We start from the raw sequence: 15,457 nt of genomic DNA, 5'->3' as shown, positions 1-15,457 counted from the left end.
TCCAAAATTATATATGTACCACAGCTTGCTCTTGAGCAACAACTGTTTCTTGTTCATGTCCTTTTCCATGAAACAAACTTTGACTGATTTGTGACGGTCTGGCAATTAATGATTCCGGGGCAGGACTGTGCTTAATTGTTGCCAAAAGCCTGATGAGCTGTTTCTGTTTTTCGTTAAAATCCAAATACATAGAGCTCACTTTTCCGCTTAAAACAGGTGTTTTAACTTCTTCTGGTGCACGTTTTATTATAGGACGTGGCACTACATCATCGCAAAAGCATACAATCCCTGATGAATTTTTTTTTGCATTAATTCCATAGTGCCATAACCTTTTAAATACCTTGACCAAACTAAAATAAAAATGACCAAGGTTGGAACTTAAGTCCGTTTCGATCTCAGCCTCAAGAGAGCCTTTTAAAAGTTGTTTTTTTAATTTTTGGTCTTCACAATTCTTTGCTAACTCGTCACATCCTCTCTGGACAACGGCGTATTGTTTACGTTGGCCAAAATAGATCAATAAATCCAACTCAGCCTTAGCAAAGTTCGCTTCCCGATTCGCGTTTTTTATAGCATAATAGAACGCCATATGGTGCAAAATAGTCTCATCCAAGAGAAGAGGATTTTTTATAATCATCGCCTCTAAAACATCAAAAATTACTGCAGAAACATCACGCTGAGGAAATTGATGTACTAATTTCACCACGGGATAAAGATATTCACTGGTCTTTTGGAACGTAGCAATATAATCGCGTACTAAACATGATAATGGTTTCTTGGAGCCTGAATAATTTAGCAAATACACACAAATAACCGGTAGTTTCTTTTTATTAATTTCATTCCATGTTTGAGTTATTAAATGTCGCCAATCCATCAAAACAGGGTGATTACCCAGTTCTTTTTGTAATGGACTCTGATCATCAAACCAGGCTTTTATTCGTAACACCTTATCAGCGAATTGCTCTTTAACCCCTTCAGGAATCCAGAATTTGTCAACCAATTGCTCTAAAAAAACACGCGGAAACGACAACTGAGCTATTGCTTTATTAAATGTTTTTTGGCTATAAAATAAAGAAGTCTGTCCTGCACTGGCGCCCCTAAAAATTAACTCATTCAACACTCTATGCCCTACAGAAAAATCACTATCCAAAGAGCGTTTCATACTTAAGTGCCGGCTAATAAAGCAAGCAAAGTCATCTAGTTCATTTTTTTTCCAGGACATCTCGGCAGGGTGAACAAATTCATCAGACGGAAAAATTTGCTCATGTTGGGTTTCTAAAATGTGCAAAACCAGTTTATATAATGAACTATTTTGCCAATCAGCATTTTTATTTAATAGTTGAAGAGCAACCATCAAGTGCTCTTTGAAAACGTATTGGGTTATTTTATTTATTTCAGGACTTTTTAACTGCTGTACCGGCGTCTGGGCTCTATCATGAAGAAATTCCTGCAATATTACCCTGGCAGAATCCTCTGATCCGATGAGGCTCTTTAATACCTTATCTCCTAAATCACTTCGTTGTTCCTCATGAGCTGCTTTTTTATTTATATGAGCCAAAGCGTTACTAAGCAAGCTGTCTGCTTTATGTTTGTTTCCATATGAAGCAAAACACATTAATCCATCAGCAAACCATGATTTTTCATGATAGCGAGCCATATAATCTGCCAAACAAACAATCGCATCAAAGTGCACCAAGAATACGTCAATATCTGATACAAAGTTCCCTCTAAACAGTACTTCACGTTTTTGATCATCATCAAAAATAGCATGGAATAAAAAACGTGCACTGGTCTTATGTTTTATCGTCGCCAGCAAAGAAAATAGAGTTTCATTGCTGTGATAATTAACCAGGGACTTAAACGTTTTTGATGCGATCGAAAACTTTGCGTTTTGAACCACCGTAGAAATTTGATGCTCTAACCAGTAACGCTTCGAACTGTTTTCCAAAACATGCTCACTACCATAAAGCTCATCCAGAGTATCTTCACTCAACACATTCTGTATTAACAACGACAATCCCGAGGGAGAAAGTTCTAAATCATGTTCAGGCACCCTTGCAAGTAGTTGAGCACTTGCATTTTTTTGAATTAAATTGGTACTTCTTATTTGACCTGATTCTGTTAAATAGCCAATGATGGACCCTTGTTCATCATATAGCGGCTCATTGACACTCACCAATCCTGAGTTAATTAATAAAACCAACTTATCCTTAATAAAAGCCATTGCTTCATTGGATTCACTGACAAAACCAATTTTATTCCTTCTCGGGCAGTATAAGGGTGCTTCTATGTTTGATGCCCATTCTGCTTGCGCCAATGGATGTTGCGGAGCATATTTTTTAAACCAAAAGAGTAATACATTTCGTTGCTTATTTCGCTCCGTCCTATCGTCCATCTTTGGACGATAGGCGTAATCTATCATACGAAGTAATAAATCCGTCCTTAAATTTGGAAGTGTCTGAGCGTAATAACGGTAAAGAACCCTTAAAGCTTTTTCGGCAAGTTCCACATCGGTTGCTTTTTGCTGCTCGCATATTCTCTCAAGTCGCATCCATAAAGCAGGCACAAAACGTTCACCACGGAACTCTGTCCGAGTTTCATTATCATGCCAAAGATACTTTTTAAATGATCCAGTTAAACAACGATATTCCTCTTTGCCAAGTATCGTAATGAGTGCATGATATCTATCACTTAGTTGTTTTAAAACTTTGGTTGTACTTGCGGCAATAAAACGAGGAGAAGTCAGTAACGGCTCAATCCATAAGTTACAAAAAGCGTTTTCTGAAGCACTATCGTTCCCCAGCAGAATTTCTTTCGCTAATACAAATAACTCAACAGTATCAAATAAACATCGGTCAGGCTGCTCCAGACGCGTCTTAATCAAACCACGATACTGTTTATTGGTTTTAACCGGTTCTGAGCACAATAAGAATAATAACTCCCGACATATTTGCTGTAAGGTTAAGTCCGAACTAGTCATCCTCTGTAAACACTGCTCAATCATAAAAAATAAACAGTCTTGTTCTAAACTGAGCATCATTTCCCTTTGAGAGGTTAAATCCTCACGCTTGATAAGATCATACAACAGCGAAATGTATGCACCCCCTTCAACTGAGATGGGATCTTTTTTTAATTTGGAGTAATAAAAATATATTATTGCCTGTATTGTTTCTAAATGGATGGCAAAGGGATTATCCGCAAGCAATGTTTTTATCTCAGCTGCCTTTTTAAGCTCATTAGCATAAGGTGTAAAAATAACATTTAATAACTTCAGAGCCATTGTATTGCTGGCCTGAAAAACAAGGGATTCAAGCAAGTTGTTGAGCCAGCTCGTTAAATCAGGTTGACGTAAAAAATGAATTAAGCTATTGCGATCAATCAGTTCCAAATCTTTGCTGTTTTTAGCTAAAAAAGTGTCAACCAAAATAGCTAAGCCATTCCCTTTGGTTAGTGAAGCAAATGACATTAATGCGTGTTCGTCTGTGTTATTAAGTATTTGAATTAAATCATTACCTCCCTGTTTCTGGAGAGCGACAATTATTGGCCAAGCTCTACGGTACGTTATTAACTGATTCTGTAATTCCTGATTCATTTTAGTATCATCTATTGATTTGTCTGCACAGAGTAATTCAGGGAAAGCTAAAAACCTATCCTCTAACGCGTCACGCAAAGCTTCTGGCGCATATACAAAAATAATGGATAACAGTGATAAATAAGGTGACACCTGATTGGTAAAAGAGGGGATTCTTACAACGTGATTGGAGAGAGCAGGGAGTTGCCTGGTAAAAAGCTCGTTTAGATGGTTGGCATCTTCATTAAGGTGGTTTAACAGCCATTCGTTTAATTGCAAATTATTTAATTGGTGAATTTGTGCTTTTATGATGGCAACTAACTGCTTCATTACGACTCGTCCTTTAAACCAGAAATCGATAGACCTGGTTCAACCTAAATTCGGAGGTTGAATCTGCTGCGGATCATTACTGCAGATTTAGGTTAAACCTGTGGGTGTAGGTCAATCTCAAGGTGCTGTAAGATGTATTTTTATCTAAAAATCAATATACCGCGAATCAAAGCATTTGAACATCAGGGACTTTCTTTTTTTGCAGCCTCTAAATGGAGTTATTGCAAATTTAAATGTATAGTCTAAAATCGAACGTGATAAAGTTGAGCAACCGTATCATACGTTGACGTACCAAGAAATAATCTGCAGTTTTCATCAATACTACACCATGTTTAAGGATGTCAAGAAATGCATATCTGGGTAGATGCTGACGCTTGTCCCAAGATGATTAAAGAGATTTTATTTCGTGCAGCCATACGCACTAAAATCCATCTTACCTTGGTAGCTAATTCATCCCTGACCTATCCAAACTCTCCGTTTATTCATGCCGTGCGGGTTGAAAAAGGCTTTGATTCAGCGGACAATTATATTGTTGGCCACCTGGAAGCACATGATTTAGTAATTACCGCAGACATACCCTTAGCAGCAGATGTCGTTGCAAAACAAGGATTAGCAATTAATCCTCGGGGAGAGCTCTACACCGAAAATAACATCAGGCAGCGGTTGAATTTTCGTGATATCAATGAACAATTACGTTCGACAGGCGAACGTGTTGGAGGGCCTGCAGCCTTAAGTATTAAAGAAAAAACCGCATTTGCCAATGCCTTAGACCGATGGCTGGCAAAAAAATGGTGAACATCTCTTCGTTCATTTGACAAAAAAGAGCTTCCCCCCTAAAGTTTAAGTACACTTGAAAAGGACCTTACGTATGAAAGGATTAGTTTTCATCATCCTGTTTATTAGCCATATTTTCGTATACGGCAATGCCCTCAAGATCGGTGTTTTACAGTTTGCTCCTCCCTTTTCATCTGTAGCTGGTGATGGAAATCATTATTACGGATTCACCATTGATCTGATGGATAACATTTGCCAACGTATGCAGCTCGAATGTAACTATGTATCGACTACCATAGATCAACATGTTAATTCGCTGCTGCAAGGTATCATTGATGTTTCTTTTATTCCGGTTCCTATTCCAGCCAAACTTTCGGGACCTTTTATATTCAGCCTCCCCTATTTAACCAGTAATGGCCAATTTCTCGCCACAAAAGAAAGCTCCATCAATTCCCTGGCAGAGATTAAAAATCAAAAAATAGGAGTCATAAGCGGTACTTTGTACGACGTCATCATCGAATCTCATTATGGAGCTGATAATGACATTATAAAATACGAAAAAATTACTGATTTGATTTCTGCTTTGGCAAATCAAGAGGTGAATCTTATTTATGTTAATGCCAGTGTAGCCAGGTACATGCGCTGCCAGCCAAGGAAGCGAGGAACGAGCGAGGCTGGTAGTCCCTGGTAGCCTTAGAGCCGGATGTTTTGCCGCAGGCAAAATATAAGGCATCCGAAAAGGCGTCAGTCATTGGGGTAGCGTTGTTTTTGAACCCCGAATGGGGTGAAAAAACAAGCGGACACAGGACGGCCAGGGCCGCCGGAGGCATACTTGTCGCGTTTGCGAGTCGATTTCAGCCATGGATGGCTAAAATCAATCACGAGCTTAGCGACACTATCGGTAAACAATGCAATACAGCAATTTAAACTGGTGGGACAAAAAATTCTTATGGGGGAGGGATATGGCATTATGGCACTCAAAAGTAATGCACTGCTGATTCAGCAAATTAATAAATCTTTATTGGATATGGAAGCAGATGGCACTTATTTAAAAATTTATAATCAGTATTTTAGTAACCTGTGAACACCATCTGTTGTTCCTTGTTTCGACTCTTAATATCATCTGATTCTATTGTGTGGATAGATCCCACAGACCAACTTGAGTTAAACTAGACAACTTATTACTCTATCGGATACACCATGCAGCAGCTAATCGATCCCTCAATAATTACTGTTCTTCATAAACAGTGCATCGTCCAATGGAAATCTTTAGGAATTAAATACCAACATCAAGAATTTTACCTATTGGCGGAAGAGAATCATGCGTTTAATTTCCAATTATGGCATGCAGAAGATCGCGCCCGCCGCGATGACATGGGTTATGAATTTGTTTATCAGGCCAAACGTGAGATAGATACGTGCAATCAACTTCGGAATAATCGCATGGAAGCTATGGATGAATGGCTTTTCAATACATTGCATCCAGAAAAACCAGGGCAGTGTCCAGTAAACTCTGAATCGCCAGGAATGATAATCGACAGACTTTCTATTTTATCGCTCAAATCCTATCACATGGCCTTGCAAACAAAACGTATGGATGTAAGTGCAGAGCATAGAAAAAACTGTGCTTATAAATTAGAAGTAATCCAGCAACAACTAGAACAATTAAGCGATTGTTTAAGGCAGCTACTGGATGAAATAGACGCTAAAAGTCGTACTTTTAGAATATATCATCAATTTAAAATGTATAATGATCCTACCCTAAATCCTGAATTGTATAGCCAATAAATTCTTTAGAGATTAATGAGATATCGCTTTTAGAGCGGTGGAAAGATTGTTCTTTTTCAGGGTTAAAAAAACTATGAATTGATCTGCTGGGATGTATACAGGGAGGGGAATCATTCCGGGGTTTAAATTGCTGGATTGATTCCCTTGATGCTTTGAGGGGCGATAAATCCTTTTCATCCCCCATGATTGTATCAAGCTCCTGTTGAATATCCGGTGCGAATACATCAGACTTATCAACTTGGGGTGACTTCGGTGTCACTTGCTCATCATTATCCGCATTCAAAGCTGAAAATTGCATTTCTGCTGAACAATCTCCTGATGTGTCTGTTTGCGGTATAACTTTCTCCGAATCGGAGTTTTTATCCTGACGGCCAAAATCACGGGCTATAGACCTGAGTCCCAGAGTAGTGCCGCATACGACTGCGCTGAATAAAGAGAGCACTTGCATCAACTCACTATCATGGTAATGCCCTTGCTCATCGGCTATTTGCAAACAATTTCCAAAAAAACCAAGAATTTTTTGTCCCTTACCCAAACCCGAAACCAAAGAGCGCATTGCCTCAGCCCTTTGTGGAATCGAGGACTGGGGCGATGCAGCAACCTCTATTCCATCATCTAGTGCCTTTCGAAAAGAGTTTTTTTCGAGAAGCTCATTAGTTTCCATATTTAATTTTAATTTGTCTCTCAATTCAGTTAATTGATGATACGGTTGTTTGATTTCAGATTCTTCTTTATGTAAATGCTTGTAATTAGTTACTAAAGAATGAATTATAAAACCGATTATAAAGGCCAGACCAAGAGAAGCACAGATAATTAACAAGGCGGGAGGGAAAACCACACCGCTCAGGGTTAATATAGAACCTGTCAAAAATAAAACACTGGCAAGAGCACCATAAGCGTACAGCCCGTGTTTTAATCCTTGTAACGTAGCAGAGAAATAAGTGTGGGTTGACTTCTTGCTCAACAATACACGCTGTTTATCAAATTTGGTAAGTAAAGCATGAATTTCAGCTTTTAAAAGTTTAAGCCGTACGATATCAGCACCACTTTTATTAACTTTTTTCTGCAATAAAAGCAATTTAGAATAAGCAGTTTCTGTTTCTTTGGCAATAAGCTCAATTTTACATTTAGTCTGTGTAAGCTCCAACTTGAGTTGGTTATCATACTCTTCATAGACCCGGGTAATAATACAAGCCACGGTGTAGACAGAACACATGACAACCATAAAAACAAGCAGCGGCGGGGATAATACAGCCAGACTCAAGACCCCAAAATAAAGATACAAACCATCAAGAAAGCCACCTATCCCTACGGAAAAAAAAGCTTGAATGCGCATCTCTTCTGTTTGATACTTAATTTGACGAAGATAAAATTTTCTTTCATCGTGGGTTAATGACAATAATCTTTTTACTTCCTTTCTTAGTTGTTCATTGGCAACAATCATCACCTTTCGCAACTCGAACATGCTGCGAAACCAAAAACGGTTTGCTGCAGCAAAAACGCCAAGAACCAGCCCAACGGGAGCAATGAGGTAATTCATATTTATTCCGCCTAGCAAATTGGCGGCTACTACAGCACTACGCCATCCTTTATAGGCATTCTTTAAACCTTTCATTACATCGCGAAAATAAGGCCAGGCTGTAGCTATCCACTTTTTATAGTTATCTTCGGTTTCCTTATCAAATTTTGCAGCTAAAACGGAAAAGCCAACTAAAAAAAGTGTCTCTAAAGAGATTCCAATGATACCACCAGGTGACATCATCAGGTCATGCATCTCATCATTAGAAGTGTTGGAAAGAAATACATCAGTAAAATATTTGAACATGCTGGAGGATGAGCTTAGGGAATCCAAAACAGCATAACCGTAATAGACAGAGCGATTTGTATCGAGTTGTTTTGAGAAAATACGGATTTCCGCGTCAATACGGCCAGCAATTGCTAGAATGAGGACTAAATCTATGGGCTTTAAAGCTTGATTATCATCACTCTCGAGAGACATGCGTGCACTTTCGGGCCATCAGCTAAGATTGCTCGCCATTGTATGGATTAATGCCTTTGATGTCAATAAAATTTTCATCCTGGGTCAAAAGAATACAAATTAATCGAGCAATCTTCAATTTTATCACAGTACACTAAGAAAAATATAATAAATCGCTAAAAATTTATTTCACTAAAATCACTCGCAAGCTGTGACTTAAGGTCCAAACCTGCTACGATATTGCACCAAAATCTATAACTCAGGTAAGAGGATTAAATGAGATCGATAATTGCTCTCTTTATTTTTATGTCACTACTGACTGGAACCCTTATGGCGAAAAGTGAATCCCAAATTTATGGTTATGTTGAGAAAGCAACCTTAATTGATAAAAATCTGACTTTGTCAGCAAAATTAGATACCGGTGCCAAATCAGCTTCTTTAAACGCTACCAATATTACTGAGATTGAGGTCAAAGGCGTACCGTATTTACGCTTTACCGTCCCTGGTAAAGACGGGGATCAGGTTTTTGAAAGCGAATATATAGGCAAAGTCAAAATCAAAGTGCGTGCCAGTGAAGCCAATCCGGGATTATTAAAATTAAAACCAATGAAGCGTCCTGTTGTACTGCTTAATATCAAATTAGGTGATAAGGTCCGAGCGATTCAGGTTAATTTAACCAACCGCAAACGCTTCCTATATCCGTTATTATTAGGACGAGATGCCATTATTGATTTTAATGGAGCAGTCGATCCAGCCCTTACTTTTACTGTAAAATCTGCGAGCCCTAAGAAATAATGAGAAATAGCAAACGCCATGTTTACGGCCTAATCATCACCCTGCTTGTTGTAGGCTTAAGCCTTTTTGTATACAGGCATTTCGCTTTAGATGTTCCTTTAACGGATGCTGAAACAATAAACAGCTGGATGGTGGAGTCTAACCTACGCTTTACTGCCGATAACAAAACACCTATTAAAGCAAGCTTTACTATTCCCTACTTGCCACCTCATTTTGCCATCCTTGATGAATACTTTGTATCCAGAAGCTATGGTGTTACCACAAATTTAAGCGGTTATAATCGCGAAACAGTTTGGTCAATCAGACGTAGTCATGGACCACAATCTCTATACTACAGAGCAATTTTTCGCCAAACAGAGAGCGATGAATCAACTTTACCCAAGCCTTCAGTAGTTAAATCGCAAACCCTTGATGAAAGTCAAAAATCCGCAGTTGAAACAATCACTGACCAGGTAAGGCAATCTTCAGCTGACATTCAGACATTTGCTCAAAGTACGGTTAAAGAACTCAACAAAAAAGATGGAAATGCTAAACTTTTAGTTGGAAATGAATTCACTGATGAGGGCCTTATTAAGGCAACTATTTTAATCCTTAATCAAGCTAAAATTTTTGCTATGCCAGTCAAGGGCATTTATCTAAACCAGAAAAGTAAAGCCGATCTGAAATCTTTTTTAGCTGTTTTTAATGGTAAAAGCTGGATTTATATCAACCCACGTACAGGGGGTGCCGGTTTGCCTAAAGAGTTTCTTATTTGGCAATATGGCAATGAGGCTTTATTTGATGTGGTAGGGGGGACTAAATCCCAGTTCTCGTTGACCGTATCACCCACGCCAATCAATGCCTTAAGTGTTGCCAAGTCCCGTGGGTTGGAATCCGACTCCCAACTGCTTCGTTTTTCGCTCCTGCAACTTCCGGTTAATGTCCAGGCAACTTATAAAATTTTATTAACGGTACCTATTGGTGCATTCATCATCTTAATTTTGCGTAATTTTATAGGGATTAAAACCTTTGGTACCTTTATGCCGGTGCTGATCGCTTTGGCATTTAGAGAAACCCACGTGATTTGGGGTATTTGTCTGTTTGTGATTATTGTATCGTTTGGCTTGTTAGCCCGTTTTTATCTGGATCAATTGAAATTGCTGCTGGTGCCACGGCTGGCAGCCATTTTAACTGTTGTTATTCTGTTGATGATTTTTATTAGCGTGGTCAGTCAAAACCTCGCCCTTGATGCAGGAATGTCTGTAGCTCTGTTCCCAATGGTCATTCTAACCATGACTATAGAACGAATGTGTATTACCTGGGATGAGCGTGGTGCAGCAGAGGCCATAAAATCGGGTATCGGAAGTCTGTTTGCTGCGGTGATATCTTATTGGGCTATGAGTTATGAACCGCTGCAATACCTTATTTTTGCCTTTCCTGAACTTCTTTTGATTCTTCTGGCTCTTATTTTATGGTTTGGACAATATCGAGGATATCGATTATTTGAATTAAAGCGGTTTAAAGCACTGGCGAGAGATATTCCATGATTAGTCTTTTTAGGCGCTTAAAAAATCATGGCGTTTTGAGTATCAATCAACGCAACACAGATTTTGTGCTCCGTTACAACCCAAGAAAATTATTTCCTTTAGTCGATGATAAACTTAAAACCAAAAAGCTGGCATTAAAGGCTGGTATTGCAGTACCTCCTTTGTATGACATTATAGAAACAGAACAACAAATTAAAACCATTGAGGAGCGTTTTGCCCCTTATAATGATTTTGTAGTTAAACCCGCTCGTGGCTCCGGTGGTGATGGCATTTTAGTTTTTAAAGATAAAGTATATGGACGTTATCGACAAATTAATGGCAAATTAACTACCCTACAAGAACTAAGTTATCACCTGTCCTGCTTATTATCTGGCGCCTACAGTCTTGGGGGTTCATCGGATTATGCCATCATCGAAAAACGAGTTGTGGTTGATCCCATATTTGCAGAAGTAAGTTACGAAGGCATTCCTGATATTCGCATTATCTCCTTGCTAGGCTACCCGGCAATGGCCATGGTCAGGCTTCCTACTCGATTATCTGGCGGTAAAGCAAATCTGCACCAGGGTGCAATAGGAGTAGGTGTTGACCTGGCGACCGGGAAAACACTAGGGGGGGTCTTTCATAATGATATTATTGATTATCATCCGGATACCCTAAATCAAATTGTAGGCATAGAAGTTCCTTATTGGAATGAAATTCTTGAAATTGCCTCAAGTTGCTATGATTTAACAGGTTTAGGATATCTTGGAGTAGACATTGTCCTCGATAAAGATCAAGGACCTTTAATGCTGGAACTTAATGCTCGTCCCGGCTTGAATATTCAAATTGCGAATAGAGAGGGGGGATTAAAAAGATACAGAGCCATAGAGGATCATTTTAACGATCATCCTGAGGAGTCAACTGCAGAGAAAGTTGCATTCAGCCGCCAACATTTCGCACGCTAATAAAATGAGTCTTGATTAGTAACTGAGAACAGGATGACTTTGATTTACATAACTTGGTAATGTTCAACCTGATGCATGTTGAATAAACAATCGTTTAAGTGGCGTTATACCATTGCAAATACGTAAGCCAAAACCGCGAAAAGCGGCGATCGGAGTCCAAGAGTAACCAAATAAAACTTTAAACCCCTCCATTAGTAAAATAATTTGCCAAACAGCAGCTTTGCGTTCTCGCTGATAAGCACTCAATATTTTTCTTGATGGCAATATGCCATTTGAAGCATCCAAAAGCTGCAACCAGCAACGCACATCGGCCAAACCAACATTCAGTCCCAAGCCGGCCAGGGGATGAATGGTATGAGCCGCATCGCCAAGAAGTAACCAGCGATTACCTATATAGTGTTTCACATGCCTCATTTGCAAAGGAAACTGATGGCGAGCACTCAATAGGGTGGCCTGGCCCAAATATTCTCCGAAGGCCTTTGTTAACTCCCTGTTAAACCCTTCTTCATCAAGAGCTACTAATCTTTGAACCCGTTTTGGATCAGTTGACCAGACAATAGAACATTGATGAGGATCGGACAAAGGTAAAAAAGCTAACGGACCATCAGCATTAAATACCTGACAGGCAGTTTGTTGATGAGGTTTTTCTGTTTTGACGGTCGCAACCAAAGCTTTTTGGTGATAAGGCCAGGTAGTTAAATCCACTTTTAGTTTGTGGCGAGTTGGGGAGTTAGCACCATCAGCAATCATCAATAGCTGCCCATTCCAGATACCATTTTGACTGCTAATTTGAACGCCTGATTCTGAACTGTCCACATCATTCACCAAACAATGAGGAAATAGGTTAATACTTGACTCTGTAACAATTTGCTGCAACAGCGCTTGTTTTAATACTGACTCTTCGATGATCGCACCCAAACTCGGTGCTGCTATAGTCCTGGAATCAAAATCTATAGAGGCTCCGTTAGCCCCATCCCAAACATGCATCTTACTATAAGGAGATACTCGAGTGAAATCCAAATGTTGCCATGCACCGAGTTCAAGCAATAAAGTTTGTGATGCTTTGTTGACAGCATAAACTCGGGAATCAATTCCAGAGTCGCTTACCTTTAATGCTCCTGCATCAATTACTGCAACCGTATAATTGCGCTGAGCCATAGCCAAGGCTGCGGTTAAACCAACAATTCCACCACCCACTATCAGTACGTCAAAATGTTGGCTCATTCTATCTCCGGGCTTTTTATCGTATCCAAGGCTATTTCACAGACCAAATCCGGAGTAAATCCGCCAAAACCTCGCGCATAACGCGCCAAATAATTCTTTAAAACGGGTATATTGTCGATTGCAATCAAACCCATATTACGCACCAAACTCATTCCAGGCAAGCGACTGGTAAATACTTGAATCAAACCATCAGTGAAACGAGTAATGACTTGCTGATCATGACGTCTTAATTGTAAATACTGCCGCAACATTCCTTCATTTAAACCCTGCTTGCTAATGCATTGTGCTAAAGTAGCCGCATCCCGTAGTCCCAGATTAAAGCCTTGGCCGGCAACGGGATGCAGGGTGTGTGCGGCATTCCCTACAAAAACAACGGGCCATTTTGTTTGTTGTGCCATCAGAACTTGCTTTAGTGGGTAAGAATAGCGCTTTCCTATTTTAATTAAACGACCTAATCGATAACCAAAATCCTGCTGTAATTCTTTAAGAAAAGCCACATCACTTAGTGCCATCAATTGCTCTGCTTTGCCGGGAGTCATAGCCCAGACGAGTGACATGCGATTGCTATTCATGGGTAAAAGTGCCAGAGGTCCATGGGAGGTAAACCGCTCATAAGCGTGATGCTCATGCGATTTCATCAAACCTACATTAGCGACAATAGCCTGTTGATTGTAACTCTTGATTTTAGCTGATAAATCACAACAACGACGCACCACCGACTCAGCCCCATCAGCAGCAACTATTAATTGAGCAGTAATCTGGATCTCACCAGTTTCATGAGACACAGTCGCTGTTTTAGCCACCAGATCTAGGGCTGTTAAGGTGGCAGGCGCCATGATGTGATCTTTAGATAATAATTGATGCAAAGCCAAATTGATATGTTGCATTTCAACCACATAACCCAGAGGGTTATCTGCACCCCCATGTAATCGAGATATGCCAAAACGATGCTGATCAGAAACATGTATCATATCAATGGCAGTTGCATATTCTTTAAGAATATCCCATACACCCAACGTATTTAAAATTCGTTTGGTTGCAGGTGATAATGCTAACGATCGCGCATCAAAATCAGGATTTACCTTATCACCAAACGGTTTGGCCTCGACTAATAAAGTTTTAAACCCTAAACCTTGCAAAGCAAGCATTAAGGTAGCGCCGGTTAAACCACCGCCTATAATTAGTATGTCAACCTGTTGTTTAGCCACGCATTAATGCCTCAATATCATCAACCTCAACAGGTAGAGCCGCTGTTAATACTTCATGTCCTGTTTTGGTCACTAAAACATCATCTTCTATCCGTACCCCAATGCCCCACCAACGTTTGTCTACCCCGTGCATGCCGGAACTGATGTACAAACCAGGTTCTACAGTTAATACCATGCCAGGCTCCAGGGGACGCCATTTATTATTGACTCGGTAGCTTCCGGAATCATGAACATCCAGACCTAACCAATGTCCAGAATTATGCATGTAAAATGGTTTATAAGCTTCATTAGCAACGAGCTCATCAATGCTACCTCTTAAAATACCCAATTCACACAAACCGCTGGTTAAGACCTGGATCATTGTTTGCTGGATGCTGTTCCAGGCCAGACCGGGTTTAATCGATGCAATTCCTGCTTTTTGTGCTTTCAGGACCAGTTCATAGATGCTTTTTTGTTCCGGGCTAAATCGACCACTAACAGGAAAAGTCCTGGTAATATCAGCGGCGTAATTGCCAAACTCGCCCCCTGCATCAATAAGCACCAAATCGCCGGTACGTAATGGCTGATTATTCTCGGTGTAATGAAGAATACACGCATTCTCCCCGCCACCTACGATAGAATCATAAGCGGTACTGCGACAACCTTGACGACTGAATTCATAAACAAGCTCGGCTTCTAGTTGATACTCATATTCTATATTCTGACAAACCTGCATGGCGCGTTTATGAGCGTCAACCGAAATACAGGCAGCCTGGCGCATTAGAGCAATTTCGGCATCGCTTTTAAACAGACGCATTTCACCCAATACTGGCTCCAGATCATATAAAGCTTCAGGGGGGCTAACTCCTCGTCGCACCTGAGTCTTTAGGATATTTATAGCGTGTTTTATTATTTTTTCTAACTCTGGATTCCGGCCAAAAGCATAATAGACTACGGCTTTTCCTGCTAGAATTTTGGGCAATTCATCAGCAATACTTGCTACAGGAAAAGAGGCGTTCATGCCTAATTCCCTGATCGCTCCTTCCTGCCCTAATCGTTTTCCTGTCCATTGCTCCTCAGCAGGATTATGTGGCCGATTAAACAAGCTGCTTTGCGATTCTTTACCCGAAGTAATGACTAAAAGTGCATCAGGCTCATTAAAACCAGTCAAATAATAAAAATTACTATCCTGACGGAAACGATAATGGGCATCTCCATTGCGTAATAATTCTTGAGCTGCAGGAATAACCGCTACCGTGTCTGCGGGTAACTGTTCAGCTAATTTTTTGCGCCTCATCTGAAATTCATTTTGCGTAATCATGCAAAACATCCTTAAAATATTA

The 15,457-nt window shown here is 39.9% G+C and carries 12 protein-coding genes; 7 read left to right on the top strand and 5 right to left on the bottom strand.

Features of this window, described 5'->3' with window-relative positions:
* Positions 1-7: 7 nt before the first annotated feature.
* Complete coding sequence (locus tag HRS36_RS00990; protein ID WP_173235702.1) at positions 8-3,898, bottom strand: hypothetical protein; 3,891 nt, start codon at positions 3,896-3,898, stop codon at positions 8-10.
* A gap of 348 nt (positions 3,899-4,246) precedes the next feature.
* On the opposite strand from HRS36_RS00990, the gene HRS36_RS00985 reads away from it, so the two are divergent.
* The 4 genes from HRS36_RS00985 to HRS36_RS00970 all read left to right on the top strand — a co-directional run bounded on the left by HRS36_RS00985 (position 4,247) and on the right by HRS36_RS00970 (position 6,460).
* Entirely contained in the window at positions 4,247-4,693 is a 447-nt protein-coding gene (locus tag HRS36_RS00985) for a YaiI/YqxD family protein (RefSeq protein WP_173235700.1), read from the top strand.
* A 73-nt stretch (positions 4,694-4,766) separates the two neighbouring features.
* Positions 4,767-5,363 (top strand): transporter substrate-binding domain-containing protein, encoded by a 597-nt coding sequence (locus HRS36_RS00980; protein WP_173235698.1) that lies wholly within the window; start codon positions 4,767-4,769, stop codon positions 5,361-5,363.
* Positions 5,364-5,504: 141 nt separating this feature from the next.
* Positions 5,505-5,756, top strand: a complete 252-nt coding sequence (locus HRS36_RS00975) for a transporter substrate-binding domain-containing protein (protein WP_226905535.1) — start codon at positions 5,505-5,507, stop codon at positions 5,754-5,756.
* 116 nt (positions 5,757-5,872) lie between these two features.
* Positions 5,873-6,460 carry a DUF4254 domain-containing protein gene (locus HRS36_RS00970; protein ID WP_173235694.1) on the top strand — a complete coding sequence of 196 codons (588 nt, stop codon included), beginning with the start codon at positions 5,873-5,875 and terminating at the stop codon, positions 6,458-6,460.
* Here HRS36_RS00970 and HRS36_RS00965 read toward each other — a convergent pair.
* Positions 6,429-8,459, bottom strand: a complete 2,031-nt coding sequence (locus HRS36_RS00965) for a hypothetical protein (RefSeq protein WP_173235692.1) — start codon at positions 8,457-8,459, stop codon at positions 6,429-6,431. The genes HRS36_RS00970 and HRS36_RS00965 overlap by 32 nt on opposite strands.
* A gap of 309 nt (positions 8,460-8,768) precedes the next feature.
* Between HRS36_RS00965 and HRS36_RS00960 the strand changes: the two genes are divergently transcribed.
* From HRS36_RS00960 to HRS36_RS00950, 3 genes are read left to right on the top strand one after another with little or no spacing between them, the layout of a single operon-like run.
* Positions 8,769-9,233: an ATP-dependent zinc protease family protein gene (locus HRS36_RS00960; RefSeq protein WP_226905534.1), complete on the top strand. Its 465-nt coding sequence runs from the start codon at positions 8,769-8,771 to the stop codon at positions 9,231-9,233.
* Positions 9,233-10,759, top strand: coding sequence for an inactive transglutaminase family protein (locus HRS36_RS00955; RefSeq protein ID WP_173235688.1), 1,527 nt, complete (start codon positions 9,233-9,235; stop codon positions 10,757-10,759). Before HRS36_RS00960 ends, HRS36_RS00955 begins: the two co-directional genes overlap by 1 nt.
* On the top strand, positions 10,756-11,703 hold the full coding sequence (locus HRS36_RS00950; protein WP_173235686.1) for an alpha-L-glutamate ligase-like protein: 948 nt from the start codon (positions 10,756-10,758) through the stop codon (positions 11,701-11,703). The genes HRS36_RS00955 and HRS36_RS00950 overlap by 4 nt, the downstream gene beginning before the upstream one ends.
* 63 nt (positions 11,704-11,766) lie before the next feature.
* Here the strand turns inward: HRS36_RS00950 and HRS36_RS00945 are convergent, their stop codons facing one another.
* Genes HRS36_RS00945 through pepP form a run of 3 tightly spaced genes read right to left on the bottom strand, consistent with a single transcriptional unit; the run spans position 11,767 to position 15,435 of the window.
* Positions 11,767-12,927, bottom strand: a complete 1,161-nt coding sequence (locus tag HRS36_RS00945) for an FAD-dependent oxidoreductase (protein WP_173235683.1) — start codon at positions 12,925-12,927, stop codon at positions 11,767-11,769.
* On the bottom strand, positions 12,924-14,135 hold the full coding sequence (gene ubiH / locus HRS36_RS00940) for a 2-octaprenyl-6-methoxyphenyl hydroxylase (RefSeq protein WP_173235681.1): 1,212 nt from the start codon (positions 14,133-14,135) through the stop codon (positions 12,924-12,926). Before ubiH ends, HRS36_RS00945 begins: the two co-directional genes overlap by 4 nt.
* The gene (pepP, locus tag HRS36_RS00935) at positions 14,128-15,435 is read right to left on the bottom strand and encodes a Xaa-Pro aminopeptidase (protein ID WP_173235679.1); all 1,308 of its coding nucleotides are present in this window, start codon (positions 15,433-15,435) and stop codon (positions 14,128-14,130) included. Before pepP ends, ubiH begins: the two co-directional genes overlap by 8 nt.
* Positions 15,436-15,457 lie beyond the last annotated feature (22 nt).

It is taken from the genome of Legionella antarctica, assembly GCF_011764505.1.
GTDB lineage: Bacteria > Pseudomonadota > Gammaproteobacteria > Legionellales > Legionellaceae > Legionella > Legionella antarctica.
Note: the sequence above shows the minus strand (reverse complement) of the source record. Positions and strands in the feature narration are given on the sequence as shown.

Excerpts from the sequence above, each read along its gene's own strand:
- HRS36_RS00950 (WP_173235686.1), top strand. The coding sequence starts at position 10,756 with ATGATTAGTCTTTTTAGGCGCTTAAAAAATCATGGCGTTTTGAGTATC.
- HRS36_RS00970 (WP_173235694.1), top strand. The coding sequence starts at position 5,873 with ATGCAGCAGCTAATCGATCCCTCAATAATTACTGTTCTTCATAAACAG.
- HRS36_RS00985 (WP_173235700.1), top strand. The coding sequence starts at position 4,247 with ATGCATATCTGGGTAGATGCTGACGCTTGTCCCAAGATGATTAAAGAG.
- HRS36_RS00990 (WP_173235702.1), bottom strand. The coding sequence starts at position 3,898 with ATGAAGCAGTTAGTTGCCATCATAAAAGCACAAATTCACCAATTAAAT.
- HRS36_RS00980 (WP_173235698.1), top strand. The coding sequence starts at position 4,767 with ATGAAAGGATTAGTTTTCATCATCCTGTTTATTAGCCATATTTTCGTA.
- HRS36_RS00965 (WP_173235692.1), bottom strand. The coding sequence starts at position 8,459 with ATGTCTCTCGAGAGTGATGATAATCAAGCTTTAAAGCCCATAGATTTA.
- pepP (WP_173235679.1), bottom strand. The coding sequence starts at position 15,435 with ATGATTACGCAAAATGAATTTCAGATGAGGCGCAAAAAATTAGCTGAA.
- HRS36_RS00945 (WP_173235683.1), bottom strand. The coding sequence starts at position 12,927 with ATGAGCCAACATTTTGACGTACTGATAGTGGGTGGTGGAATTGTTGGT.
- HRS36_RS00960 (WP_226905534.1), top strand. The coding sequence starts at position 8,769 with ATGGCGAAAAGTGAATCCCAAATTTATGGTTATGTTGAGAAAGCAACC.
- HRS36_RS00955 (WP_173235688.1), top strand. The coding sequence starts at position 9,233 with ATGAGAAATAGCAAACGCCATGTTTACGGCCTAATCATCACCCTGCTT.